General features: G+C 73.5%; 24 protein-coding genes and 1 pseudogene. 14 read left to right on the top strand and 11 right to left on the bottom strand.

Going from position 1 to position 25,563, the window contains the following annotated elements; genetic code table 11:
* Positions 1-8: 8 nt before the first annotated feature.
* The 3 genes from OG625_RS08245 to OG625_RS08235 all read left to right on the top strand — a co-directional run bounded on the left by OG625_RS08245 (position 9) and on the right by OG625_RS08235 (position 2,030).
* The gene (locus OG625_RS08245) at positions 9-491 is read left to right on the top strand and encodes a MaoC family dehydratase (protein WP_329377821.1); all 483 of its coding nucleotides are present in this window, start codon (positions 9-11) and stop codon (positions 489-491) included.
* Between the two features lie 142 nt (positions 492-633).
* Entirely contained in the window at positions 634-1,284 is a 651-nt protein-coding gene (locus OG625_RS08240; protein ID WP_329390510.1) for a TetR/AcrR family transcriptional regulator, read from the top strand.
* A gap of 14 nt (positions 1,285-1,298) precedes the next feature.
* Positions 1,299-2,030, top strand: a complete 732-nt coding sequence (locus OG625_RS08235; RefSeq protein ID WP_329377819.1) for a siderophore-interacting protein — start codon at positions 1,299-1,301, stop codon at positions 2,028-2,030.
* A gap of 56 nt (positions 2,031-2,086) precedes the next feature.
* Here the strand turns inward: OG625_RS08235 and OG625_RS08230 are convergent, their stop codons facing one another.
* Genes OG625_RS08230 through cbiE form a run of 3 tightly spaced genes read right to left on the bottom strand, consistent with a single transcriptional unit; the run spans position 2,087 to position 4,855 of the window.
* On the bottom strand, positions 2,087-2,866 hold the full coding sequence (locus tag OG625_RS08230; RefSeq protein WP_329377817.1) for a cobalt-precorrin-6A reductase: 780 nt from the start codon (positions 2,864-2,866) through the stop codon (positions 2,087-2,089).
* Complete coding sequence (cobM, locus tag OG625_RS08225; protein WP_329377815.1) at positions 2,856-3,605, bottom strand: precorrin-4 C(11)-methyltransferase; 750 nt, start codon at positions 3,603-3,605, stop codon at positions 2,856-2,858. Before cobM ends, OG625_RS08230 begins: the two co-directional genes overlap by 11 nt.
* Positions 3,602-4,855: a precorrin-6y C5,15-methyltransferase (decarboxylating) subunit CbiE gene (gene cbiE, locus OG625_RS08220; protein WP_329377813.1), complete on the bottom strand. Its 1,254-nt coding sequence runs from the start codon at positions 4,853-4,855 to the stop codon at positions 3,602-3,604. Before cbiE ends, cobM begins: the two co-directional genes overlap by 4 nt.
* Before the next feature lie 182 nt (positions 4,856-5,037).
* Here cbiE and OG625_RS08215 point away from each other — a divergent pair, with 182 nt between their 5' ends.
* A complete protein-coding gene (locus OG625_RS08215; protein WP_329377811.1) occupies positions 5,038-6,063 on the top strand; it encodes an SDR family NAD(P)-dependent oxidoreductase in 1,026 nt (341 codons plus the stop codon).
* Positions 6,064-6,476: 413 nt separating this feature from the next.
* Here OG625_RS08215 and OG625_RS08210 read toward each other — a convergent pair whose 3' ends face one another.
* The 4 genes from OG625_RS08210 to OG625_RS08195 form a co-directional block, all read right to left on the bottom strand.
* The gene (locus OG625_RS08210) at positions 6,477-6,998 is read right to left on the bottom strand and encodes a proline dehydrogenase (RefSeq protein ID WP_329377809.1); all 522 of its coding nucleotides are present in this window, start codon (positions 6,996-6,998) and stop codon (positions 6,477-6,479) included.
* Positions 6,999-7,017: 19 nt separating this feature from the next.
* A complete protein-coding gene (locus tag OG625_RS08205; protein ID WP_329377807.1) occupies positions 7,018-7,566 on the bottom strand; it encodes a DUF1772 domain-containing protein in 549 nt (182 codons plus the stop codon).
* 84 nt (positions 7,567-7,650) lie between these two features.
* Complete coding sequence (locus tag OG625_RS08200) at positions 7,651-8,604, bottom strand: trypsin-like serine peptidase (protein ID WP_329377805.1); 954 nt, start codon at positions 8,602-8,604, stop codon at positions 7,651-7,653.
* A 105-nt stretch (positions 8,605-8,709) separates the two neighbouring features.
* Entirely contained in the window at positions 8,710-9,261 is a 552-nt protein-coding gene (locus tag OG625_RS08195; protein ID WP_329377803.1) for a hypothetical protein, read from the bottom strand.
* A gap of 122 nt (positions 9,262-9,383) precedes the next feature.
* On the opposite strand from OG625_RS08195, the gene OG625_RS08190 reads away from it, so the two are divergent.
* The 4 genes from OG625_RS08190 to OG625_RS08175 all read left to right on the top strand — a co-directional run bounded on the left by OG625_RS08190 (position 9,384) and on the right by OG625_RS08175 (position 17,691).
* Entirely contained in the window at positions 9,384-10,607 is a 1,224-nt protein-coding gene (locus tag OG625_RS08190; RefSeq protein ID WP_329377801.1) for a hypothetical protein, read from the top strand.
* Between the two features lie 98 nt (positions 10,608-10,705).
* On the top strand, positions 10,706-12,814 hold the full coding sequence (locus OG625_RS08185; protein ID WP_329377799.1) for a VMAP-C domain-containing protein: 2,109 nt from the start codon (positions 10,706-10,708) through the stop codon (positions 12,812-12,814).
* 87 nt (positions 12,815-12,901) lie between these two features.
* Positions 12,902-13,990, top strand: a complete 1,089-nt coding sequence (locus OG625_RS08180; protein ID WP_329377797.1) for an AAA family ATPase — start codon at positions 12,902-12,904, stop codon at positions 13,988-13,990.
* Entirely contained in the window at positions 13,987-17,691 is a 3,705-nt protein-coding gene (locus tag OG625_RS08175; RefSeq protein WP_329377795.1) for a pentapeptide repeat-containing protein, read from the top strand. Before OG625_RS08180 ends, OG625_RS08175 begins: the two co-directional genes overlap by 4 nt.
* Here OG625_RS08175 and OG625_RS08170 read toward each other — a convergent pair.
* The gene (locus OG625_RS08170; RefSeq protein WP_329377793.1) at positions 17,674-18,582 is read right to left on the bottom strand and encodes an ion transporter; all 909 of its coding nucleotides are present in this window, start codon (positions 18,580-18,582) and stop codon (positions 17,674-17,676) included. The two genes, OG625_RS08175 and OG625_RS08170, sit on opposite strands and share 18 nt — an antisense overlap.
* Positions 18,583-18,784: 202 nt before the next feature.
* On the opposite strand from OG625_RS08170, the gene pqqA reads away from it, so the two are divergent.
* The 5 genes from pqqA to pqqB are packed head-to-tail and all read left to right on the top strand — an operon-like array spanning position 18,785 to position 21,980.
* Positions 18,785-18,892, top strand: coding sequence for a pyrroloquinoline quinone precursor peptide PqqA (gene pqqA, locus OG625_RS08165; RefSeq protein ID WP_329377791.1), 108 nt, complete (start codon positions 18,785-18,787; stop codon positions 18,890-18,892).
* A gap of 58 nt (positions 18,893-18,950) precedes the next feature.
* Positions 18,951-19,667, top strand: a complete 717-nt coding sequence (gene pqqC, locus OG625_RS08160; protein ID WP_329377789.1) for a pyrroloquinoline-quinone synthase PqqC — start codon at positions 18,951-18,953, stop codon at positions 19,665-19,667.
* 59 nt (positions 19,668-19,726) lie between these two features.
* On the top strand, positions 19,727-19,981 hold the full coding sequence (pqqD, locus tag OG625_RS08155) for a pyrroloquinoline quinone biosynthesis peptide chaperone PqqD (RefSeq protein WP_329377787.1): 255 nt from the start codon (positions 19,727-19,729) through the stop codon (positions 19,979-19,981).
* Positions 19,972-21,087: a pyrroloquinoline quinone biosynthesis protein PqqE gene (gene pqqE, locus OG625_RS08150; RefSeq protein ID WP_329377785.1), complete on the top strand. Its 1,116-nt coding sequence runs from the start codon at positions 19,972-19,974 to the stop codon at positions 21,085-21,087. The genes pqqD and pqqE overlap by 10 nt, the downstream gene beginning before the upstream one ends.
* A complete protein-coding gene (gene pqqB / locus OG625_RS08145; RefSeq protein ID WP_329377784.1) occupies positions 21,084-21,980 on the top strand; it encodes a pyrroloquinoline quinone biosynthesis protein PqqB in 897 nt (298 codons plus the stop codon). The genes pqqE and pqqB overlap by 4 nt, the downstream gene beginning before the upstream one ends.
* A gap of 191 nt (positions 21,981-22,171) precedes the next feature.
* Here the strand turns inward: pqqB and OG625_RS08140 are convergent, their stop codons facing one another.
* From OG625_RS08140 to OG625_RS08130, 3 genes are read right to left on the bottom strand one after another with little or no spacing between them, the layout of a single operon-like run.
* The gene (locus OG625_RS08140) at positions 22,172-22,930 is read right to left on the bottom strand and encodes a thioesterase II family protein (RefSeq protein ID WP_329377782.1); all 759 of its coding nucleotides are present in this window, start codon (positions 22,928-22,930) and stop codon (positions 22,172-22,174) included.
* Positions 22,931-22,958: 28 nt separating this feature from the next.
* Positions 22,959-23,162 carry an acyl-CoA carboxylase epsilon subunit gene (locus tag OG625_RS08135; RefSeq protein WP_329377779.1) on the bottom strand — a complete coding sequence of 68 codons (204 nt, stop codon included), beginning with the start codon at positions 23,160-23,162 and terminating at the stop codon, positions 22,959-22,961.
* A 37-nt stretch (positions 23,163-23,199) separates the two neighbouring features.
* On the bottom strand, positions 23,200-24,759 hold the full coding sequence (locus OG625_RS08130) for an acyl-CoA carboxylase subunit beta (protein ID WP_329377777.1): 1,560 nt from the start codon (positions 24,757-24,759) through the stop codon (positions 23,200-23,202).
* A 323-nt stretch (positions 24,760-25,082) separates the two neighbouring features.
* Between OG625_RS08130 and OG625_RS41420 the strand changes: the two are divergent.
* Positions 25,083-25,478 (top strand): annotated as a pseudogene (locus tag OG625_RS41420) (phosphopantetheine-binding protein); the annotation flags it as partial.
* Positions 25,479-25,563 lie beyond the last annotated feature (85 nt).

Raw genomic sequence — 25,563 nt, 5'->3', positions numbered from 1 at the left:
ATCGCACTGTGCTGCACTTCGAAGACTTCCCCGCCGGAAGCCGGTACGAGCTGGGCGGAACCCGTGTCACGTGCGAGGAGATCATGGGCTACGCGCGCGTCTGGGACCCCATGCCCTTCCACCTGGATCCGGAAGCCGCGCGCCGGTCGCCCTTCGGAGGGCTCGTGGCCAGCGGCTGGCACACGGGCGCCATGGTGATGGGCCAGTTCGTACGCGCTCTGCTCGCCGATTCCGCCTGTCAGGGCTCGTACGGCATGGACGAGGTGCGCTTCCTCCAGCCCGTTCGTCCCGGAGACGCGCTGAACGGGTTCGCCGTCGTCGAGGAGGCGGAGCCCCATCCGAAACGGCCCGGCATCGGCGCAGTGCGTTTCCTCGTCGGCGCCGACAACCAGCGCGGTGAAACCGTGTACCGGATGCGGACGCGCCTGCTGTTCGCCAGACGGAACCTTCCCGCCGCCTCGTCCCCGGCCGGTGCGAATCCGCGGGACTGAGCCCGCGCGCCGGCCACCCGCCCACCCGAACTCCCGCTCCCTCCGGGCTTCCCCCGCTCGGAGGGAGCGGGCGCAGCGCTTTGAATAAACGCACCGTTGCGTCTAGTCTTTCCCTGGTTCCGCGCTCCCTCGGGGGGCAGGGATACGGAGAGGAGCAGCCATCACACAGCCCTCGGGTGCAGATCGCGCAACTCGGCGATCGCCCGCACCCCACACCAAGGCAGGCCCGCAGCGCAGCGAGGCCGCCCGCGTCGCCGTACTGCATGCCGCCGACGATCTGCTTCTGGACGTCGGCTTCAACGGCATGACGATCGGGGCGATCGCCGAGCGGGCAGGAGTGGCCAAGCAGACGGTCTACCGGTGGTGGAGGTCGAAGGGCGACATCCTCCTCGACGTCCTGGAGGAAGACCTCCAGGACGAGTCGACCTGGCCGCAGACGCGGAACGATCCCGGGTCGGCCCTGGAAGAGCACGTCACCCACACCAATACGGTCTTCAGTCACATGTCGACGGGCCGCGTCCTGTTCGCCCTGGTCGGCTGCGCCCTGCAGGACCCCACCCAGGCCGACGCGCTCCGAGCCGGGGTGCTCGTACGGCAGCGGGAACGCGACATCGAAGGGATCAGCGGAATTCTGGCCGCCCTGCCGCACCTGCCGTCGGACCGGGCGGCTGCGGACACCTTGCTGGATCTGATGGTGGGGCCACTCTTCTACCGGGCCTTTGTCGCAGGCATGCCGACGGACCCGGACGTCGCCCGCGAACTTCCGGCGATCGCCCTGTCTTCCCTCACCTGAGAGGTACCGAGTTCATGTTCCGATCCCGCCGGCCCCGTTACCAAGCGGTGGTCGAGTCCGTTGTCAGGATCGCCCCCCGCATGGCACGCATCACCCTGGGCGGCCCAGGGATGGCCGCGTTCCGCTGCGACGAGCCGACACAGTGGGTCAAGCTCTTCGTCACGGACCCCGCTGACGGCAGTTCCGTCGGACGCGCCTACACCATCCGCCGGTACATCCCCGAACGGCCCGCGGTGGTGATCGACATCGTGCTGCACGGCAATGGTCCAGCCGCCCGGTGGGCCGAGGCGGCGGTGCCCGGCCAGGAAGTGTCCTTCGGCGGACCCAGGGGGTCCTTCAGCGCTGACGCCCGTGCCGACTTCTACCTGCTGGCCGGCGACGAGAGTGCCCAGCCCGCCGTCCTGACGATCGCCGAATCCCTTCCGCCGGGTGTGCGCGCCCTCGCGTACCTGGAGGTGGAAGGCCCGCAGGCGGAGATGGACGTGGCCTCCCCGGCCGATCTCGACGTCGTGTGGGTGCACCGCGCCGTGGGACAGCCCAAGGGCCGGGCGCTGAGTGAAGCGCTGCGCAGTGCGAGCACCCCTCCCGGTCGCGGTGTGGCATGGGCAGCGGGGGAGTCCATCTCGATCCGGGACATCCGTCGCCACCTCCATGACCACCTCGGCATGGGCCGCAACGAGGCCTACGCCAAGGGCTACTGGAAGCTCGACGAAGCGGACCACCGCGACCCCGATGCCTCCGACTGAGCGGCGAGCCGGCGCGACCCGGCTACCGGAGCGCGGGGAGGCTCGGCATCACCCGATCACCTCGCCCTGCGGTCCTCGGCGCGTCGGCGGAGCAGATCCAGGGTGACCTGGACCGAATCTGCCTCCACCACATCTTCCGGGACCGCGGGGCGGCGTACGACGAGGACCGGGATGCCCGCCTCGCGGGCGGCGGCCAGTTTGGGGGCGGTGGCCGAACCTCCGCTGTCCTTCGTCACCAGGACGTCGATCCGGTGGCGGGTCAGCAGCTCACGCTCGTCGGCCAGTGTGAACGGGCCCCGGGCCAGCAGGACTTCGAGGCGCGGAGGCCTCGGCGCGGCCGGAGGATCCACTGAACGCACCAGGAACCAGGTGTCGTTGAGGTCCGCGAAGCTGTGCAGGCCCATCCGGCCGGTGGTCAGGAACGCCCTGCTCCCCATGCCGGGCAGTAGGGCAGCCGCCTCGGCGAGGGAGTCCGCGAAGGTCCACGCGTCGCCCGGGCCGGGCGACCAGCCGGGCCGGCGCAGCGCCAGCAGCGGTACGCCCGAAAGCGCCGCCGCCTCGGCCGCGTTGAAGCTCATGCGTTCCGCGAAGGGGTGGGTGGCGTCGATCAGGCGCGTGACCCGGTGGACGCCGATCCAGGACGCCAGCCCGGCGGGCCCGCCGAATCCGCCGATGCGGATCTCGCCCGGCGGGAGGACCGGCGAGGTGACCCGGCCCGCGAGCGAGGTGGTCACCCGGTACGAGGGATCCTCCGCCAGGGCCTCCGCGAGGCGGCGGGCCTCCGTCGTGCCGCCCAGGATCAGGACGTGGTGCGTGCTGCCCGGCTCAGCAGACATGCCGGTCGCGCTCGGGGGAGTACAGGTGGCTGTCGCGGAACTGCTCGGCGCCCAGCGTGCGGCCCACCAGGATGACGGCGGTGCGGACCAGGCCGTGCTCCTTCACCTGGGCGGCGATGTCGGCGAGGGTGCCGCGCAGGATCAGCTCGTCGGGGCGGCTGGCCATCGCGACCACCGCCACCGGGCACTCGGCCCCGTAGTGCGGCAGGAGTTCGTCGACGACCCGGTCGACGTAGCGGGTGGCGAGGTGCAGGACGAGCAGGGCGCCACTGCGGCCCAGTGTGGCGAGGTCCTCGCCGGGCGGCATCGGGGTGGCCTGCTGGGCGATCCGGGTCAGGATGACGGTCTGGCCGACGGTGGGGACGGTCAGCTCCCGCTTCAGTGCGGCGGCCGCCGCGGCGAAGGCGGGGACGCCCGGGACGACCTCGTAGGGGATGCCGGCCGCGTCGAGCCGGCGCATCTGCTCCGCGACCGCGCTGAAGATGGACGGGTCGCCGGAGTGCAGCCGCGCGACGTCCAGGCCCGCCTCGTGGGCCCGTACGCACTCGGCGATGATCTCGTCCAGGTTCAGCTGCGAGGTGTCGACCAGGCGGGCGTCCGGCGGGCACTCGGCGAGGAGTTCGCGGGGGACGAGGCTGCCCGCGTACAGGCAGACGGGGGCGGCGGCCAGGGTCCGGGCACCGCGCACCGTGATCAGGTCGGCGGCGCCGGGGCCGGCGCCGATGAAGTACACGGTCATGTCTGGTCCTGATCCTTTTCCTTGGTAACTGACCACTGGGTGACGGGCATTGCCTGCCGCCAGCCCGTGAAACCGCCCACCGGCACGGCATGCGCGACCGCGAGCTTCACCAGCTCGCCGCCGTGGCGGCGGTAGCGGTCGGTGAGGACCGCCTCCGACTCCAGGGTGACGGTGTTGACGACGAGCCGGCCGCCGGGGGCCAGTGCCGCCCAGGCCGCGTCCAGCAGGCCCGGTGCGGTCAGTCCGCCGCCGATGAACACCGCGTCGGGGGAGGGCAGGCCGGACAGCGCGTCGGGCGCGGCGCCGACGACCACGCGCAGGCCGGGTACGCCCATCGCCGCCGCGTTACGGGTGATCCGCGCGGCCCGCTCCGGGACGCGCTCCACCGCCACCGCCCGGCACGAGGGGTGCGTCCGCATCCACTCGATGCCGATGGAGCCGGAGCCGCCGCCGATGTCCCACAGCAGCTCGCCGGGGGCCGGGGCCAGCGCGCACAGGGTCGCGGCGCGGACGTGGCGCTTGGTGAGCTGGCCGTCGTGCTCGTAGGCGGAGTCCGGGAGGCCGGGGGTCGCACCGAGACGGGGGGCGGGGTGGGCCAGGTCGCGGCGGCAGTCGACGGCGACCACGTTCAGGGGATCGCCCGGCGCGTGGTTCCAGTCGTCGGCCGTGCCCTCGTACGTGTCCTCGCGCTCGGAGCCGAGCTGTTCCAGCACCCGCATCCGGCTCGGGCCGAAGCCCCGCTCTCGAAGCAGAGCAGCGATCTCGTTCGGGGTCGCTGCTCCGGCGCTGAGCACCAGCACCCGGCGCCCCTCGTACAGGGCGGCCGTGAGCCGGGCCACCGGGCGGCCCACCACCGTGACCACCTCGGTGTCCTCCACCGGCCAGCCCAGGCGGGCGCACGCGTAGGAGACGGACGACGGGTGCGGGTGGACCAGCAGGGAGCCGGGCCCGAGCTCCTCGGAGAGGGCGCGGCCGATCCCGTAGAACATGGGGTCGCCACTGGCCAGCACCGCGATCCGGCGGCCCGCGTGCTCGGCCACCAGCTTCGGCACCGCCGGCCGCAGCGGGCTCGGCCAGGCCACCCGCTGCCCGGCGCACTCGGCGGCCGGCAGCAGGTCGAGCTGGCGAGGCCCCCCGATCAGCACCTCGGCGCGGGACAGCGCGGACCGCGCGGACGCGGTGAGCCCGGCCCAGCCGTCGGCGCCGAGGCCGACGACCGTCACGGGTATGGGGGGCGGTGCGGAGCTCACTGCGCGGTACCTCGGGGACGGGGAGGAGACGGGTGGGGTACGGAGGGTGTGACTGCGGCAGGGTATGACTGCGGAACCGCAGCCTACTGGCCTGCGGATCCGGGGTGAGAGCCTGCCCTGGCTCCGGGGCGGCGGAGGGCGAGGTCTACCCTCGGTAACCCATCCTTCGCGAGGGAGTCGCCATGCCCGGCTGGAGCGCCACGCACATCCCCGACCAGCGCGGCCGGACCGCGGTCGTGACCGGGGCCAACAGCGGGATCGGCTACGTCACCGCCCGTGAGCTCGCCCGGCGCGGCGCCACGGTGGTGCTGGCCTGCCGCAGCGCGGCCCGCGGGCGGGCCGCCGTCGTCCGGCTGCGCACGGAAGTTCCCGCCGCGGAGGTGGAGTTCGCGGAGCTCGACCTCGCCGAGCTGGCGTCCGTGCGGGAGTTCGCGACGGCGTACGGGAAGCGCCACGCGTCACTGGACCTGCTGGTCAACAATGCCGGGGTGATGGCCCTGCCGTTCGGGCGCACCGCCGACGGCTTCGAAACCCAGTTCGGGGTCAACCACCTCGGCCACTTCGCCCTGACCGGGCTGCTGCTGCCGAAACTCCGGGCCGCGAACGCGAACGCACACGCGAACGCGAGCGCGACGGCGAAGGCGACCACCGCCTCGACCATCGGCCCCGTCCCGGCCGCGCCGCCCGGCGCCCGCATCGTCAACGTCTCCAGCGGCTTCCACGCGCTCTCCGACATCGACATCGACCTCGACGACCTGGACGCCCTGCGCGACCCGCACGGCTACCGCCGCTGGGTCGCCTACGGCCGCTCCAAGACCGCCAACCTGCTCTTCACCCACGAGCTGGCCCGCCGCTTCACCGCCGCCGGCTCCACGATCACCGCCGCGGCGTCCCACCCCGGCTACGCCTCCAGCAACCTCCACTCCGGAGCCTCGAAGCTGGAGGGCCCCAGCCTCCTCTCGCGCATGTCGGCCTTCGGCAACGCCGTCCTCGCGCAGCCCACCGCCTCCGGCGCGCTGCCCACCCTCTACGCCGCCACCGCGCCCGGGGTGCGCTCCGACGAGTTCATCGGGCCGCGGTTCGGCTGGCGCGGGGCACCCGCCCGGTCCTGGCGGGCGAAGTGGACCCTCGACGACACGTCCGGCGAAGCGCTCTGGGCGGCCTCCGAGAAGCTGACGGGAGTCTCGTACGCGTCCCTACCGCGCTGACCCTCCGGGGGCCGACTTGCTCCCCACCGGTTGCTACCGGCCGGTGACTTGATTTCCGCGGGGACGACGGCGGCCACGTGAAGGTCACCTGGACGGTCTCCTGCCCCTGAGAGGTGCCGAGGGCGGAACCGCGCGTACGTACGGGCGCCCCGATGTGAGCCCGTCCGCCCCCGGGACGCCTCCGGGCGCCCCGGACGGCCCCTGACCCGCCGGCCGCCCTCCCCGGGAGACTCGGCGGCATGAGCGACGACGACACGGACAACCACCCACAGGGGCGTACCGCCCGAGCGGCCTTCTCTCTTCCCCGACCTCGCGAGAGGTCCCCGCACCCGCCGCGTCATGCCCCACGGGCTGATGACGGGTGAGGGGCGAGGGGTGAGGGGGTGACGGGTGACGGGTGAGGGGCCTCGCCGTCATCGGTCAGTGCTCCCGAGGGCCGTGGCGGCCGTCGCGCGGAACGCCTTCACGGCCTGGTAGAGAGCGTGCTCCCGTTCGGCGGTGAGCGCGGTGTCGGCCGCCTTGCGGGTGGTGTCTCCCGCGCGGGCGTCCTCCACCATCCGCCGCACGGCCGCCGTGAGTTCCTCGGAGGCGCGGGCCACGTCGTCGGCCGCGCGCGCCACCGGCGACGGGCCTTCGAGGTGGACGATCTCGGCGGCCCGGTGGACCGTGCGCGCCAGTGTCACGAAGAGCTCCGCCTTCGCGTCGACGTCGCGCAGATCCGGGCTCTCCGGGCGCAGCGCCATGCGTACGGCGTCCAGCGCGACGTCGCGGTCGTGCAGGGCGCCCAGGTAGGTGGCGCAGGCCTCCCGGCGGTGCTGTCTGCGCCACTGCTCGTGCTGCGTACGTGCCGCCGTGCGCCCGGTCAGCATGGCCGTGCCCAGGGTGGTGAGCGAGCCTACGGCGGCGCCGAGCAGTGCGGTGAGTCCTGCGTCCATGGAGCAATTCTCTTCGAGGTCACACCCGTTCGGTCCGACGGGGCCCGCTGACGGCGAGGAAGATCAGCAGGGCGAAGGCGACGAGGGCGGAGACCGTGCGCAGGACGTTGAACGTCTCCCAGCGGTTCAGGACCTCCTCGACGTCGGCCGGGGCCGCGGTGACCGCCCACTCCTTGATCCGCCCGTTGATCGGGACGTTGCCGAGCCGGGTGATCAGGAAGGACGCCAGGGCCAGCAGGCCCGCCGCACCCGCGATCAGCCGGGTGCGGCCGCGGGTCAGGGCGGCGAGGGTCAGCGAGCTCACCACCGACACGCCCATCGCGGCCTGCATGGTGATGCCGTTCATCTTCATCAGCTGGGCGTGGAAGGACAGCCGCATGTCCAGCGGTACCGCGTCGAAGGTGGGGACGAGGTTGGCCGCGCCGTAGCCGAACGCCCCGGCGAGCAGGCCGGTGGCGAGCAGGGCGAGGGCCAGGACGAGGCGGACGCGGGTGGGTGTGTCGGGTGCGGTGGGTGCGGTGGGTGCGGTGGGTGTGGCGGGTGCGGTGGGCGGGGTCGTGGGGTGCATTGCTTCAGGGTCGCCCGGGAGCCGGTACCAGTCCAACGGTCCGGGCTTCCGTGATCCAGAAGCAATCTTCACGGCGGGCCACCGCTACGGCTGGGTGGCGCGCTCGTACAGGGCCCGGACGGCGTCGCCGAAGTGGCTGCTGTACGAGGTCTCGTCGTCGCCGCCCCCGTCGCGGCCCCCGACCACCCCGATCAGGGTGCTGCCGTCGGTCAGCAGCGGGCCGCCGCTCGTGCCGTTCGGGACGTCCGCGCAGTCCAGCCGCAGCTGCGTCGGCCCGGCCGCGACCGCCGTGTTGCGACACTCCACGGGTTCCTCGGTGTCGTTGGGATAGCCCACGACCCGGGCGGGTGCGGGGAGTTCGGGCCGGAACGCGATGGTCCGGGCCCCCGTGACGTCCTCCAGCCGCTGGCCCGGGTAGCCCGGGCGGCGCAGGTGGAGGAAGGCGACGTCGTGGTCCGGGTCCTCGTCGTCCGTCCAGCGCGGGTCCACGTCGATGCGCGTCGGGACCCAGATGCCGTACGGGGCCACGCCGTCCCGGTATCCGGGGGCGAAGGCCAGGTTCGTACGGAAGCCGCCGACGTACACGCAGTGGGCGGCGGTGACGATCAGGTCGCCCCGGGGGGAGTGGACCACCGCGGCCGAGCAGTGGTGGTCGGGGTCGCCGTCCTGGCCGGGGGAGAACAGCGCGCCGATCGCCGGCTCGGGCGCGGCCGGCCGGGCCTCCAGGGGGTCGGAGGGCCGTAGGCCTTCGGACCGCCGGCCCACCGACCCGCCGCCGCCGAGGAAGGCCTGGCCGTCCATCGGCGGCTCCGGGACCTCCCGGACGATCCCGTCGAGGGCGACGGAGGCCGTCCGGTCCGCGCGCTGGGGGTCCTGCTGGTACACGCCCCGCACCGGATCGCCGTCCGCGAGGTGGGAGGCGATGGAGCGCAGCTCCCAGACGTAATAGCCGCCCGCGAGGAGCAGTGCGCACAGCACGGCGAGGAGCGCGGAGCCCCGTAGGACCCGCGCGTACCGCCAGCGAACCTTGCCGGACATCCCGTACTCCCACCCCCGCGGACACATGACCCCTCGTCAGAGGGAGAGTGCGCCGGGGCGGGTTCCGGTTGAGACACGTGTCCGTTCTCACAGCCGACCCGGGCGTCAGCCACGCCGGCGCCCGCCCAGGAGGCGGGTTTGTTCCCGCTTCAGGTCGGCGAAGCGCAGGCGGGCGTAGACGGCGAGTTCCTCCGCGGGGAAGGTCACGACCGAGAGGTGCTGCTCGTAGCTGCCCTGCTCCCACCGGGCCGCCGTGATCTCGTATCCCGACACGTGGGCGGAGAGCTGGAGCAGGATCGGGGGCATCTCTTCCTCGCTCAGCAGGTCGGCGTGGCGAAGGACGAGATCGCGCATGGCCCGGATGTTCGGCAGGAACACCGTGCTCACCCACAGCCGCCACTCGGCGAGTTCCTCCTCCGAGGGCGGTGTCTCGTGCGCGAAGGGCGACCTGCCGTCGGGACGGGCGTTGCGCTCCATGAACGCCGCGAAGATACGGCTGTTGACCTCTGTCAGGGCGAACAGCGGCCCGTGGAACTCGCCGAGCTGGCGGTTGACGCGGGCGAGCCGCTCCTGCCGCTGCGACTGGCGCAGGCCGTTCAGATAGGTGGCGGCGTAGCCGGCGAACGCCAGGCAGACGGTGACAACTACGGTGATCATGCTCAGTGATGGTAGGTGTGTGCTGAACTGACCGTTCGCTGCCCCCCGTTGGCCGCTCGGCGCTATCGTGCCCGGCGGGGGCGACGGTGCGAGGGGGCGGGGTGGCTGTGCGGATTCTCTTTGTGCACGGTACGGGAGTACGGCGGGAGCGGCACGACGTGCTGTTCGCGCTGGTCCGGGAGCGGCTGCTGGGGCGGTTCCCCGAGGCGGACGTCGACTCCTGCTACTGGGGTGACCGGTTCGGGGCGAGTCTCGGCGCGGGGGGCCGGTCGGTTCCGGGGCTGAAGGCCGGGCCGGACGCCGTCCCGGATCCCGTCGACGCCGAGACGGCCGAGTGGGCGCTGCTGCTCGCCGACCCGCTGTGTGAGGTGCGGGTGCTGGCCGAGGCCGGGTGGGGCGGCGGAGCCGATGGCGACGACGGTTTCGCGATGCCGGGGGTGCGGTCGGAGGGGGCCCGTGTGCTGGGCCTGCTCGCCGGGCTGCCGGGTGAGCCGGACGGGGCGGAGGAGCTCGGGGCGTTGCTGCGCGGCACCGGGCTCGCCCCGCATTACCCCGCCGCGCTGGAGTCCACCGCCGGGTCGGAGGAGGCCGCACGGGCCGGGGAGCGGGCCGTCGCGGTGGCGCAGGCGCGCGAGCTGGCCACCGCCCTCGCCCGGGCCGTGACCGCCGCCGCGCTCGCCTCCGCCGGAGCCGAGGCCGACTGCACCGGCGCGGAACGCGACCGCCTCGTCGAACTGCTCACCGCCCGGCTCGGCGGCGACGCCCGGATGCCCGGCGCCCGCGCGGCCGCCGTGCTCGGGCGGCTCGCGATGCGCGTCACCACGCAGCCCCTGCTCAATGCCTGGCGCGGCTCCCTGACCGTGGGCGCCACCCCCGCGCTCGGCGACATCCTGCGCTACCAGGCCCGCGGCCACGACCTGCGCGCGTTCCTGCAGGACCGGATCACGGCCCGGCGGGGGCCGACCGTACTCATCGGGCACAGCCTCGGCGGGATCGCCCTCGTCGACCTCCTCGCCCTCGCCGCCGCCCGCGGCGAGCCCGTCCCCGGGGCCGAACTGCTCGTCACCGTGGGCTCCCAGGCCCCCTTCCTCTACGAACTCGGCGCGCTGACCGCCCTGGAACCCGGAGCGAAACTCCCGTACGGCTTCCCGCGCTGGCTCAACGTGTACGACCGCCAGGACGTGCTCGCGTACCTCGCGGGCCCCGTCTTCCCCGACGACCCGCGGATCAGCGACCACGAGGTGGGCAGCCGGCAGCCCTTCCCCGCCTGCCACAGCGCGTACTGGAAGCAGAACACCCTCTACGAGCGGATCGAACGGGCGGTGACCGAGGCGGGGATCGGGTGACTCCCGTCGAACCGACGGAGCCCGGGCCGCTGCCGACGGACCCGGGACCGCTTGGGGCGGGGCCCGGACCGCTTGGGGCGGCGCCCGGACCGTTCCCGGTGGGGCCGGGACCCCTGCCGCCGGGCCTCGGGCCCCGGCGCACCTTCGCGCTGATCGCCGGGGTCGAGCGCTATGCCCTCGGCCCGGGCTGGAACCTGCGCGGCCCGGCCCGCGACGCCCTGCGCTTCGCGCACTGGCTGACCGGTCCCGCGCAGGTGCCGCCCGACAACGTCCGGCTGCTGCTGTCCCCGATCGACGAGCCGGACACCCTCGCCTGGCCCGACTCCCCGCCCATGGACGTCCTGCGCGCGGCGCACCAGCCGGCCACCGAGGGCAACATGAGAACGGCACTGTTCGACGAACTCCCGAAGCGCGACGGCGACCTGCTCTGGATCTTCTGGGCCGGACACGGCTTCCTCGGGCCCCGCGACGAGCTCATGCTCCCCTGCAGCGACGCCCGTTCCACCGACATCCGCCACCTCAACCTCGACTCGGCACTGCGCTGGTGGCGCACCGACCTCGTCGCCCACCGCCGGTTCCCCCTCCAGGCCGCGCTCGTCGACGCCTGCCGGGTCGACGTGCCCCGCGCATCCCGCCTGAACTTCGTCAACATCGACTACGGGGGCGGGAGTTCGGTCCCCGGCCGGCGCCAGTTCCGGCTCTACGCCTCCAGCAAGGGCGAGACCGCGGAGAACAACGCCGAACGCGAGGCCGGCCGCTTCACCGAGGCCCTGCTCACGGAACTCGGGCAGCGGTCCGTGCTGGAGGGCGTCACCGGGCTCGCCGCCTCCGCCCGCACCATCCACCGCACCTTCAGGGAGGAACGGGAGCGCGGCGGGGGCTCGCAGCTGCCGCAGTTCCTCGTCGACCGGGACTGGGACGCCTGCTCCTTCCTCGACGAGGACCTGCCCGGATCCGCCCCGCCCCGGCCCGCCCCGCCCCGGGCGACCCGCCTCGACCAGGCCGCCTGGGACGGGCTCGGCCCCCTCTTCGCGGGCCACGTCCTGCCGCGCCATGCCCACGAGGCGTACGCGTGGGCGTTCAAGGCCGCCGGGTGCACCACCCCGGTGGGCGGCGGCCTGCCCGGGGACACCCTGCTCGACGTGGTCCAGGACCTGGACGAGCGCCAAGGCGCGGGTGCCGGCAGCACCGCGATGCCGCTGGCCGTGCCCTTCGTACGCTTCCTCGCGGACCGGGCCACCGCGCTCGACCCGGACTGGGCGGCCCGGCTGCTGGAGTGGGTGCGCGACACCCGCGCGCGGCTGGCCCTGCCCGTGCTGCCGCCGCCCCCGAGCCCGGCGCCCCGGACCGTCCTGGACGTCCGGCTGGACGTACCGCCGGGCGGCGAGGACGGGTTCCTGGTCCGGATGTGGCTGCGCGCGGACGGGACCCGGCAGGTGTGGGAGTCGGAGGGCGCGCCGCTCGCGCTGGACGCCGTACGCGAGGAACTCGTCCGGCAGCTCGCCCTGCTCGGCGGGGCCCGGGCGGGCGATCCCGCGCCCGGGCAGCCGTACGCGGCCGTGGACCGGATCGAGTTCCACGTCCCGTACGAACTGCTGGACGCCGACTTCGACCAGTGGCCCGTGCCGCGCGGCCCGGCGCGCCGCCGCCGGGCCCTCGGCCTGCTCTACCAGGTCGTGGTGCGCTGCCCGGAGGAACGGGCCGACACCCGCGCCGAGTGGCACACCAAGTGGCGCTGGCTGTGCACCCGGGGCGGCCGGCACCCCGAAGCCGTCCGGGTCGTCGGGGACGCCGAGGCGGCCACGGACACCCTCGGGCTGGAGCTCGCGGGGGGCCCGGCGCCCGCCTGCGTCCTGGCCCACACCACGACCGCCCCGCACGAAGGGCTGCTGGAGGCCGTACTCGAAGGGGGCGTCCCGGTGGCGGTCTGGCGGCGCGGCGGCGGCGCACCGGCGCCCGCACTCCTCGACCTGCTCGCCCCGGCCGGACCCGACGGCCGTCCCGACCCCGGGGAGCTCGACGTACTCGACCTGCCCGCGCGGGTACGGGAGGTGCGCCGGGCGGCCGCCGGAGTGGGCGGGGGAGCGGCCGGGGGAATCGTGCGCCCCGGGCAACTGCCCTCAGGGGAAGACCGGTTGGTGCTCTTGTGGGACGATCCCGACGACGTGCCGGGCCTCCGCTCCCTGGCCTGCCCACCCGATCCCTGACTTCTCCTGATCCCTGATCCCTGATCCCTGATCCCGATCCCCGAACCCGACTCCGACCCGCGACCACGGACAGACGGCGACACGACGATGGAGGCAGAGGCAGTGGTGAAGGACTGGTGGCTGTACCACGGGACCGGTGAGGGCGCGGACCGGCGTGCCCGCCTGGAGGCCGGATCCCCGCCGCCCTGGCGGGACTTCACCGGTGTCCCGGATCCCGGGTACGTGCCGCCCGGCTGCGAGGGCCCGGCCTGGGAGCGGACCCGGGGGCGCGGGGAGGGTTACGTACCCGACGAGCCGGAGAAGGACGTCGTCAACACGGCACTGCACCTGCGCAGGCCGCTGCTCGTCACGGGGAAGCCGGGCGTCGGCAAGTCCACCCTCGCCTACAGCATCGCCAGCGACCTGGGCCTGGGCCCCGTACTGCACTGGCCGATCACCAGCCGGACCGTGCTGCGCGACGGGCTCTACCTGTACGACGCCATCGGGCGCCTCCAGGAGGCCGGACTGGAACAGCTGCGCCCGCCGGGCACCCCCCTGCCGCCTCCTGCAGAGGTCCCCGACCCCGCCACCGCCGTCGCCAACGCCCCGTCCATCTCCCGCTATCTGCGCCTCGGCCCGCTCGGCACCGCCCTCCTCCCGCAGGACCGCCCCCGCGTGCTGCTTGTCGACGAGATCGACAAGAGCGACATCGACCTCCCCGGCGACCTCCTCACCGTCTTCGAGGACGGCGGCTTCGACATCCCCGAACTCGCCCGCCTCGCCAAGGAGGACCCCACCGTCGCCATCGGCACCGACGACGACCCCGACGCCGCCGTGTGCATCACCCAAGGCCGTGTCCAGTGCCGGTACTTCCCCGTGGTCGTCCTCACCAGCAACGGCGAACGCGACTTCCCGCCCGCCTTCCTGCGCCGCTGCGTCCGCCTCCACCTGGACGCTCCCGGACCGAAGAAGCTCGCCCGCATCGTGCGCCGCCGCCTCGGCGTCGACATCGAGGGCAACGAGGAGTACCGGGAACTCGTCCGGTCCTTCCTCGACCGCGCCGAGGACGGCGACCTGGCCACCGACCAACTCCTCAACGCCATCCAACTCCGGCTCTCCGGAGCCTGGTCGGCCCCCGACGACCGCGAGCGCTTCCTCGCCACCGTCATGCAGCACCTGACCGGGCCGACGGCGTGATCGAGAAGCTGCTCGCCGCCTTCGCCGACGGCGTCGAGGACTCCGGTCCGCGCCCCGGCGCCGGGGTCGAGGAGATCGCCGACATCCTGTGGCTCGCGGCCCGGGTGGACCCGGCGGGCGCCCGCACGCCCGGGACCCCGCCCGCCGGGCCCGGGGGCGAGGAGCAGCCGGCCGACGAACCCGCGCCGCCGGAGCCGGGACCGGCCCCCGGCGGCGGTTCCGGCGGTGCGGAGCCGGCCGTGGAGCTGTACCCGGCCGCCGTACGGGTGTCCGCGGCGGCCGGGAAGCCCGCGGACGCGACCGGAGGCCGCCGCGGCACGCCCCTGCGGCTGCCCCGCGCCGGCTCCCTCGACGACCCGCTCGCCCTGATGCGCTCCCTGCGCCCCCTCGGCAGGCGCTCCATCGGCGGGCCCGGGGAGGAACTGGACGAGCAGCTCACCGTGGAACGCAGCATCGAGCGCATGGTGCCCACCCCGGTGCTGCGGCCCGCCGAGAGCCGCTGGCTGGACCTGGCCCTCGTCGTCGACACGCACCACTCGATGCTGCTCTGGGCGGACCTCGTGGACGAGCTGCGCCGCGTCCTGACCCGGAGCGGGGTGTTCCGGGACGTACGGACCTGGCAGCTGACCGGCACCGGCTCCGGCGCCACCCCCATGCTGACCCGCGGCCGGGGCGGCCCGCCCCGCAACCCCCTCGAACTGGCCGACCCGGCGGGCCGCCGACTGTTCCTCGTGCTCTCCGACACCGTGGCCGGCGGCTGGCGCGAAGCCCCGCTCCAGGGCGTGCTGCGGCACTGGAGCGCGCACAACGCCGTGGCCGTGCTGAACGTGCTGCCCGAACGGCTCTGGACCCGCGGCGCCGTCCGCCCCGCCGCCTACGCCGTGCGCGCGGACCGCCCGGCCGCCGCCACCCGCTCCTGGCAGCGGTTACCGGCCGCCCGGCGCGCCCGGCGCCGGCGCCCGTCCGGGGGCGTCGATCCCGTCGTCCCCACGGCCCCGACGGCCCCCACGGCCCCCGTGGTCCCCGTCGTCGGCCTCGCCTCGGCGAGCCTGGCCCGGCTGCTGCGCGTGGTGTCCGGGGACGGCCGGTGGCGGCGGCTGGCCTGCCTGAGCCTGGACGCGGAACCGGGGTACGCGGCGCCGCCGGCCGACTCCGACCCAGGCGGTGCCGCCACCGGCCTGGAGGCCGTCGAACGCTTCCGTGAGAACGCCTCCCCGACCGCCCAGCAGCTGGCCGCGCACCTCGCCGCCGTACCGCTGACCCTGCCCGTGATGACCCTGGTACGCCGCTCCCTGCTCCGCGACTCGGAACACGGCCACCTCGCGGAGGTCGCCCTCGGCGGGCTCTTCGAGCCGTGGGGCCCGGAACAGGCCGCCGAGGAGGTGGAGTTCGAGTTCCTGCCGGGCGTACGGGAGGCACTGCTCGGCTCTCAGCTGCGCGGGGAGGTGGCCGCCGTACGGGAGCTCGTACGCCGCCGCGTCTGGGAGTACATGTCCCGCAACCGGGGCCCCGGACCGGACTTCTCCGCGACCCGCGTCACGAACGGGCGGGAGGGCCGCCGCCTGGTCCCGGACGAGGCCTTGCCGTTCGCGGCACGTCCGCGGCCGGCCCTGTCGGAGCCCGGCCCGCCGGAGCGGGGACTGGCCGACCGGGTGGTCCGCGTCCGGTACGACACGCTGGCGGAGCCGCAGGAGGTGGGCACGCTGCTGGCGCCGAGGCTGGTGCTCACGGTCGGGGACGACCTGCTTGCCCGGAACACGGTCGCCTGGGTCCGGGTGCCCGGCGGCCGGGAGATCCCCTGCCGACCGCTCTGGGGGGACGAGGCACTGCCCCGGGTGTTCCTGCTGCTGGCGGACGAGGACGTGGTGGACCCCGCCGCCTGGTCGGGCACCTTGCGCCGGGCGTTCGGTAGGGCGGCGCCGGAGCGGGTCCGCGTCGACGGCTTCACCGACCAGGGGGACCCGGTCGCACTGACGGGCGAGGTGCTCCAGGACGAGGGAGCCCGCAACGGCGAGCTCGTAGGGCTCTCCACCGAGCCGGAGAATTGGACGCACTTTCGGGGCGGGCCCGTCTCCCGCGACGGAGTACTGGTCGGGGTCGTGCACGGAGTCTGGCCGGACCGCATGGTGTTCCTGTCGGCCCACGCGCTGCTGGAGCAGTCCGGCTTCCAAGCGGTGATGGCGGAGCACTTGCTGCCCGGCCCCGGGGAAGCCGGGTATCCGGAAAGTTGGGTGTGCCTGGCGGTGGGGGCCCGCGCACGGCGGTCTGAGGGCGGGACCGAGGGCCGGTACGACGCGGGGGCGGAGGTCGCCGGTCTCCTGGAGGAGCTGCTGCGTGACAGCGGGGCCACCGGCCGGCTGATCGCAGGCCCCGACGACGTCCTGCTCCTGGCGGTGGACGGACCGGGCGCCCTCGTCAAAGCCGGGCGGATCCTGTCCGCACTGCCTGCCAGGGGCGAAGCGTTCCTCGGCGCGCGCACACCGTGGATCACGGGTCTCGACGTGGTGGCGAGCACGGGGGAGGCGGCCTTCGAGGACGGACAGGCCGCGGTGGCGGCCGCCCGCCAGTTCTGGCAGGCGGAGGACGACGAGCGGGTGCCGGGAGCGCCCGGCCGGTTGCACTTCCTCTTGTCCGACTTCCTGTACGGGGAACTCGACGGGCTGCTCGGTCCGGCCCTGCCGCCCGGTCTCCGCCCGGGCGACCTCGCACGTCTCGGAGGCGATCCGGAAACCTGGTTCTACACGGGCGACCCGGTCGACCTGGGCTACGCGATGGCCGAGGCGGGCAAGGCCAGGAGCGAGGGTCCGGGATGGCCGCACTGTGGTGTCCTCGCGGTGGAGGGCGACAGACGGGGGTGCATCGGCATCCGGGTGCCCGGATACGACCTGTGCCTGGCCCATCTGCAGCACCGGGAGCGGGACGCCTACCTCGGCACACTCGGGCCGCGGTCACCTGTGGACTTCCGCGGCACGACCTTCGATTCCGGCCTGCTCCAGCTGCTGTTCCAGGCGGTGCAGGAGCCGGAATCGCGACGCGTCGACCTGGGCCCGGCGGCCTTCGACCGCGCGCACTTCGTGAACGACTGGACCTCGACCGGGACCGTCTTCTGGGGCCGCGCCTCCTTCGACCGCGCCGTCTTCTCGGGGCCGGCCCTGTTCTCCGGCGCCGCGTTCGGGGGGCCGGCCTCCTTCGACGGCGCCGTGTTCCAGAACGACGCGATCTTCACTCGTTGCAGCTTCCAGCGCGCGGCCGCGTTCAGGCGGACCGTGTTCAGCGACACCACCGGATTCGGGGCCGCCGTCTTCGGTGACGAAGTCTCTTTCGAGCATGCGGTGTTCGAGGAGGCATCGGTCATGAACGAGGCCCGGGTCACGGGGCCGGCAGACTTCACCGGCACGACATTTCGCGATGTGACAGCACTGCACGGAATCGTCTTCTCCGGTCCCGTCCTCTTCACCCAAGCGGTCTGGGAACGTGGACTGCTGGCGACCGGAGCCGTGTTCAAAGGGCCCGTGGCCTTCGACTTCGCGGAGTTCCAGGGCTCTGTTCGCTTCGACGGCGTGACCTTCGAAGCGAACACGGACGCCGAACTCCCGTCTTCCGGCGAGCCGGACCGCTGGACCGTCGAACGGCACTCGGACGGCACCTGGAACATCGCCCTCCGCGACCCGGAGGGGGAAGGCTCAGGATCCGGCGTGTGAGGCCTCCAGCTGCCGTTCCGGCCGGCCGGCCGCCTCGGTGGGGAGGTTCGCCTCGATCTCGTCCAGCGCGCGGCGGGCCGTCGCGATGCGCTCCTTGAGGTCCGTGCCGTCCGTGCCGCCCTGCGCCGGGATCCGGTTCGCCTCGTCCTCGATCTCGCGGGCCTCGTCGAGGGAGTTGAGGACCACGCCGATCAGGACGTTCACCAGGACGAAGGAGGCGAACAGTGCGTACGAGGCGTAGTAGATGATGCTCAGCCGGGAGATCTGCAGCCCCGCGCGCACCGCGTCCGTGAGCCCGTCGAGGGTGGTCAGCAGGAAGAGGGTGAGCCCCGCGCGGCCGACCGAGCCGTAGTGCTCGGGGTCGGCCTCCGCGAAGCAGATCCAGCCGATCATGGCGTACACGTACACCACCAGCGCACCGATGAACAGGAAGCTGACGGTGCCCGGCAGGCTGCGGCCCACGGCGATCAGCAGGATGCGCAGATGCGGGAGGAAGCGTGCCGTGCGCAGGACGCGGGCCAGGCGCAGGAGCCGCAGGATGGTCGCGTTCTCGCGGACGAACGGCACGAAGGCGGAAGCCACGACCACGAGGTCGAAGAGGTTCCACGGGTCGCGGAAGAATGCTTTCGGCTGGTCGGCGTGCGCGGCCATCCGCAGCAGGATCTCCAGCGTGAACAGGGTCAGGCAGCAGCCCTCCGCGGCGCCCAGCGCCCCCTGGTACTCCGCGGCGAGACCGCTGTACGTCTCCAGGCCCATCAGCGCCGCGTTGAACAGGATCGCGCAGAAGACGACGATCCCGAAGGCGGGGGCCTCCGTTGCGAGCCGGCATCTGGCCGCCAGCTTCATCCGGCCTCGGCCGGCGGGCATCGGGTTCGTCGTCGTGCTGGTCATCGTGCTCCTCGTACGTTCGACTGCGTCGCGGGCGGTCGGTCGGCCCATGCCTCTAACGCGTTACAGCCGTTCGGGTTTCACTCCTTGACGCAGGCCGAAGGGGTGATCGTGCGTGGTTAGGGGCGGTTAGGGGATCTGCGGCGCCGCGGGCGGGCCGTAGGTTCCTGGCGGAACGATGGGCACCGAGCGAAGGAGCATGGCCATGGCTGAGGTCACCGAGACCACCACCGAGATGTGGACCACCCCGGACTTCGTCGCGTACGAGACGGCCTTCGAGGTCACCGCGTACGCCGCGCGTCTGGAGAAGTGAACCGACGGTCGGCGGGCGGGAGTCCGGATGACGGACTCCCGCCGTGGCGGGAGATGACATGACGGCAATCACCACGGACAGGGCGGCAGCGCTGGGCGAGGCCGAGTTCATCGGCGTCCTGCGCGGGCTCTCCTCCTCCTACTGGGGCTCCCACCCCTTCCACCGCCGGCTCCACGACGGCGGCCTCGACCGGCGGGCGCTGCGGCTGTGGGCCGCCAACCGGTGGTACTACCAGCGGATGCTGCCGCAGAAGGACGCGGCGATCATCAGCAACTGCCCGCTGCCCGAGATCCGGCGCGCCTGGGTGGACCGCCTCGCCTACCACGACGGGACCGCGCACGACGAGGGCGGCATCGAGCGCTGGCTGCGGCTGTGCGAGGCCGTCGGGCTGAGCCGCGACGAGGTCGTCGACGAGCGGCACGTTGTGCCGGGCGTACGGTTCGCGGTCGACGCGTACGTGAACTTCGCCCGCACCCGGCCGTGGTGGGAGGCCATCGCCTCCGGGCTGACCGAGATGTTCGCCGGTCACCTGATGACCCGCAGGGTCACCGACATGCTGGCCCACTACGACTGGATCCGCCCCGAGCACCTGGCCTACTTCACGGACCGGATCGAGGCCGTGTCCGGCGAGGGCAAGGGCACCCTGGACATCGTCGTCCGGCACTGCGTGACGCGCGAGCAGCAGGACGCGGCCGTGGCCGCGCTCCGCTTCAAGACCGAAGTGCTGTGGCAGATGCTCGACGCGATCGAGCGAGCCGCCGCCGTAGGCGAGTAGAGCGGCCCGAACCGTTGGAACCCCCAGGACCCGTGGTACCCCCGTACGAAGGAGTGGCCGTGGACAGGCCCGTGCTCGGCCGCGGAGTGCGGCTCATCTACGACAGGACGCGGCAGACCCATGTCGTGCTCCACCCCGAGGGGGTGCTGGTGCCCAACCGCACCGCCGTCTCGGTGCTCGAACTCTGCGACGGGGCCGCGACGGTCCCGCAGATCACGGTGGCGCTCGGCAGCACGTACGCCGGGGTGCGCGAGGAAGAGGTCGACAGCGTGCTGGACCGGCTGACCGAGAGCGGGGTCGTGCGATGGATCTGACGCCCGACCGGAAGGCTGCCGCGGCGCCGCCGCTCGGGCTGCTCGCCGAGCTCACGCACCGCTGCCCGCTGCACTGCGCCTACTGTTCCAACCCGCTCGAACTCATCGAGCGGGAGAAGGAGTTGAGCACCGAGCAATGGAAGCGGGTGTTCACGGAGGCGCGCGAGATCGGCGTGCTCCAGGTGCACCTGTCCGGCGGCGAGCCGCTGGCCCGCCCCGATCTGCCCGAGCTCGTCTCGCACGTCAGCGGCCTCGGCTGCTACGTCAACCTCGTCACCAGCGGCCTCGGTCTCACCGAAGCCCGGCTCGCGGACCTCGTCGAGCGCGGGCTGGACAACGTACAGCTGTCCGTGCAGGGCGCGGACGCGGCGCGGGCGGACCTGCTCGCCGGGGCCAGGGCCCACCACCACAAGATCGCCGCGGCTCGGCTGATCCGCGCGCAGGGCCTGCCGCTGACCGTCAACGCCGTACTGCACCGTGCCAACCACGACCAGCTCGAGGGCCTCATCGAGCTGGCCGAGAGCATGGGCGCGGACCGGCTGGAGCTCGCCAACACCCAGTACTACGGCTGGGCGCTGCGCAACCGGGCCGCCCTGATGCCCACCCCCGAGCAGCTCGCGGCGGCCGAACCGATCGTCCGGGCCGCCATGGAGCGGCTGAAGGGCACGATGGAGATCGTGTACGTGCTCGCCGACTACTACGAGCCGTACCCCAAACCGTGCATGCACGGGTGGGGCGCGCTCCAGCTGACCGTCGCCCCCGACGGGACCGTACTGCCCTGCCCGGCGGCCGGCGCGATCACCACCCTGGACCTCGACAACGTCGCCGAGCGGCCGCTGACCGAGATCTGGTACGAGTCCAGCTCCTTCAACGCCTATCGCGGCGAGGAGTGGATGCCCGACCCCTGCCGCAGCTGCGACCGGCGCTCCGTCGACCACGGAGGCTGCCGCTGCCAGGCCTTCCTGCTGACCGGGGACGCGGCCGCCACCGACCCCGTCTGCTCCAAGTCGGAGCAACGCGGCCTGGTCGACCTGCTGTTGGCCACCCCGGGAGCCGAGCCGCCCGCGCTGGTGATGCGCGGACCGGTGGTGGCGGCACGCCGATGAGGATCGTGCTGCTCGGCACCGCCGCCGGCGGCGGCTGCCCGCAATGGAACTGCGCCTGCCCGGTCTGCGTGTCGGGCGCGCCCGCGCGGACCCAGGACGGGATCGCGGTCAGCGCCGACGGCACGGACTGGTACCTGGTCAACGCCTCGCCCGACATCCGCGCGCAGATCCTCGCCACCCCCGAGCTGGCGGCCGGCCCAGGACCGCGCGAGACACCCGTGCGCGGAGTGCTGCTCACCGACGCCGAACTCGACCACACGCTGGGCCTGATGATGCTCCGCGAAGGGGCCGGCCTGCGGGTGCGGGCGCCGCGGGCGGTGCTCGGGGCGCTGGACGCAGGCTTCCCGGTACGGGGGATCCTCGGCGGATACAGCGGCTGGGAGTGGTCGGAGACCGCCGCGCGGCAGGAGGTGGGCGGGCTGCTGGTCAGCGTCTTCGAGGTCGGCGACAAGCGGCCCAAGTACGCGCGTGCGCTGCCCGGGGCGAGCGGCCCCTGGGTGGTCGCCTACCGCTTCGAGGACCCGGCGACCGGCGGGGCCTTCGTGTACGCGCCGTGCCTGGCCTCCTGGCCGCCCGGCTTCGACGAGTTCACGGCCGGCGCCGGGTACGTACTGCTCGACGGGACCTTCCACTCGGCGGCGGAGTTCGGCGGGGCCACGGGCGCGGCCGGTGCGGGCGCCGCCCAGGCGGCGATGGGCCACCTGCCGGTGACCGGGGCCGGCGGGAGCCTGGAGCACATCCGGCGGCTGCGGGCGGAGCGGCCGGGCGCGAGGTGGGCGTACACGCACCTCAACAACACCAACCCGATGGCGGATCCGCGCTCGGACGCCCACCGCGAGGTGTGCGCGCGGGGGGCGGAGATCCCGGCAGACGGGACGCGCGTCAAGCTCTGAGTACCGGGCTCCGAGTACCGAGCTCCGGGCTCCGAGCTCCGGGCTCCGAGCTCCGGGCTCCGAACTCCGGGCTCCGAACTCCGGGCTCCGAGTACCGAGTACCGAGTACCGAGCTCTGAGCACCGATGTCCGAAGGTCCGGCCGCCCGATCGGGGTGGCCGGACCTTTCGACGCGTGCCGTTCGGGCCCCGCTACGCGATGCGCTCGCGCACCAGCGCGATCACCTCGGCGGCGTGCGCGTTGAGATAGAAGTGCCCGCCGGTGAAGGTGCGGAAGGAGCAGGGGCCGTCGGTGTGCGCGGTCCAGCCCTCGGCCTCCTCGGCGGTGACCTCCGGGTCGCTGTCCCCGTTGAGGACCACGATCGGGCAGGCCAGCGCCGGGCCCGGGAGGTACCGGTAGGTCTCCGCGGCCTTGTAGTCGCCGCGGATGGCCGGCAGCACCGAGCGCAGCAGTTCCTCGTCGGCCAGGACCGCCGGGTCCGTACCGCTCATCTTCTGGATCGTGGCCAACAGCCTCTCGTCGGGGGCGAGGTGGACCCGCTCGTTCTCCCGGTGGCGGGACGGGGCCCGGCGCCCCGAGGCGAACAGGGCCTTCGGAGTGATGCCGGCCGCCTCCAGCCGCAGCGCCACCTCGAAGCCGAGGGTCGCGCCCAGGCTGTGCCCGAACAGGGCCACCGGGCGGTCGCACCAGGGCCGCAGCTCGGCCACGACCAGGTCCGCGAGGCGGCGTACGTCGTCCACGCACGGTTCGGTGCGTCGGTCCTGGCGGCCCGGGTACTGGACCGCCACCACGTCGGCCGCGGGGGACAGGGCCCGGGAGACGGGGAAGTAGTAGCTGGCCGAGCCTCCCGCGTGCGGGAAGCAGAACAGCCTCACCGCCGCCTCATCGGCCGGGTGGAAACGGCGCAGCCAGGCACTCGGCGCCCGCACGGTCGTGGTCGTACCGTTCATGTGTGGTCGGTGTCCTTACGTAGTCGGTTCACGGGGCGGTCCAGGTGCCCGGCGGGCGCCAGCCCCGCGCGGGACCCCAGCCGGCCCGGGGCCGGGGCACGGCCTGCTCCTCGGCCTCGGCCTCGGCCCGGCCCCGGGCGGTGGAGAGCAGCACGAGGAGGACGGCGGCGAGTTCCGTGCCGTCCGGGGCGCCGCGCACGATCCTCATGTCGGGTTCGGCCCGCTCGCTCATCGGGCGTGCTCCTTTACGGTGACGGTGGTCGGACGGGTCAGAACGGCGGGTTGCCGTGCTTGCGTTCGGGCAGGGGCACGTGCTTGGCCCGCAGCACGTCCAGGGCGTCCACCAGCACCTGCCGGGTCGTCGCCGGGTCGATGACGTCGTCGACGAGCCCGCGCTCGGCGGCGTAGTACGGGTGCATGAGCTCCTGGCGGTACTGCTTGACGCGCTGCGCGCGCGCCGCCTCCGGGTCGTCGGCGGCGGCGATCTCCCGGCGGAAGACGACGTTGGCCGCGCCCTCCGCGCCCATCACCGCGATCTCGTTGGTGGGCCACGCGAAGGACAGGTCCGCGCCGATCGAGCGGGAGTCCATGACGATGTACGCGCCGCCGTAGGCCTTGCGGAGGATCACCTGCACCCGGGGCACGGTGGCCGCGCAGTACGCGTACAGCAGCTTCGCGCCGTGCCGGATGACCCCGCTGTGCTCCTGGTCGCTGCCCGGCAGGAAGCCCGGCACGTCCACCAGCGTCACCAGCGGGATGCCGAAGGCGTCGCAGGTCTGCACGAACCGCGCCGCCTTCTCCGCCGCGTGGATGTCCAGGACCCCGGCGAGGGAGGCCGGCTGATTGGCGACGATGCCCACCACGTGGCCGTCCAGTCGGGCCAGACCGCAGATGATGTTGGTCGCCCAGTTGGCGTGGACCTCGAACAGGTCGGCGTCGTCGACGATCTCCTCGATCACCGCCCGCATGTCGTACGAGCGGCCAGGGTCGGCCGGCACCAGGTGGGCCAGGGCATCACCGCGCCGGTCCGCCGGGTCCTCGCAGGGCACGGAGGGCGGCAGTTCGCGGTTGTTGGACGGCAGCAGCGACAGCAGGTGCCGGACCTCTTCGAGGCACTCCTCCTCGGTGTCGTACAGGAACGCGCTCGCCCCGGAGACCGAGGAGTGCACCTGTGCGCCGCCGAGGTCGTTGTGCGTGATCTTCTCGCCGGTCACCGCCTGCACCACGTCGGGGCCGGTGATGTACATCTGCGAGATGTCCCGCACCATGAACACGTAGTCCGTCAGGGCGGGGGAGTACGTCGCCCCGCCCGCGCACGGCCCGAGCATCACGCTGATCTGCGGGATCACCCCGGAGGCGGCCACGTTGCGGCGGAAGATGCCGCCGTACCCGGCGAGCGCGGTGACGCCCTCCTGGATACGGGCCCCCGCGCCGTCGCTGAGCGACACCAGCGGAGCGCCCGCCGCCACCGCGAGGTCCATCACCTTGTGGATCTTCTGCGCGTGCGCCTCGCCGAGCGAGCCGCCGAATATCCGGAAGTCGTGCGCGTACACGAACACCTTCCGGCCGTCGACCTTGCCCCAGCCCGTCACCACGCCGTCGGTGTGCGGCCTGCGGTCCTCCAGGCCGAACCCCGACGCGCGGTGCCGGCGCAACTGCTCGATCTCCCGGAACGTACCCGGATCGAACAGCAGGTCCAGCCGCTCGCGCACGGTCAGCTTGCCGCGCGCGTGCTGCGCCTCGGAGGCGCTCGCGGACGGGCCCAGCTCCACGGACTCCTTGATCGCTCCCAGTTCGGCCACTCGGACACTCACATCGGCAACTGTCATGCTCCACCCGTCTCTTCGGCCATCGGGCCCGCCGATGGCGGCGCCCTGGGCAGTGCGTGCCATTGAAGGCGTCCGGGGAGCGCGCGGAGAACACCGACCACCCCCCTGACCGCTCCGGGGCCTTCCCGCACCCCGGCCGAGCAGGCATCTCGCCGCGCGCGGCCGCCGCGGCCGGCGGACGGGGCGGGGCGCGGGCGGTCGGCGGGCAGGGTCAACACCTGGGGGGATAGGGGTGTCGCGGCCCTTCGGGGCCGACCTAGCGTGCGATCACCCCGTGGCCGGAACTGACCCGGGGCAATCGATACCGAGCTGGGAGCGTGCAGATGTCCGCGGGCTTCGATCCTGTCGCTGATGACTTGTCCGGCGCGGAGGTCCGCCCGGAGGGCCGCCAAGAGGGCCCGGAAGAGGGCCTGCAAGAGGGACGCCGAGGGGGCCCGGAAGAGGGCCTGCAGGATGGCCGCCCGGAGGGCCGCCGTGAAGAGCGCCCGGGAGGTTCGCAGGCCGTGGCCGCGCTGGCCGACCGGCTCGCCGCACTTCCCGGGAGCGAGCAGACCAGGCTCCTGACCGACCTGGTCTGCTCGCAGACCGCGGAGTGCCTGCGCAAGGCCCGGCCCGACATCGAACCGGTGGTCGTCGCCGGCACCTCCTTCAAGGAACTCGGCCTGGACTCCATCGCCCTGGTCGACCTGCACGCGCGGATCAACGCGGCGACCGGCCTCGCCCTGCCCGTGACCGCCGCCTTCGACCACCCGAGCCCCGAACTGCTGGCCGCCTGCGTCCGTACGGAACTCCTCGGCGTGCCCG

The sequence above is a fragment of the Streptomyces sp. NBC_01351 genome, from assembly GCF_036237315.1.
Classification (GTDB): domain Bacteria; phylum Actinomycetota; class Actinomycetes; order Streptomycetales; family Streptomycetaceae; genus Streptomyces.
Note: the sequence above shows the minus strand (reverse complement) of the source record. Positions and strands in the feature narration are given on the sequence as shown.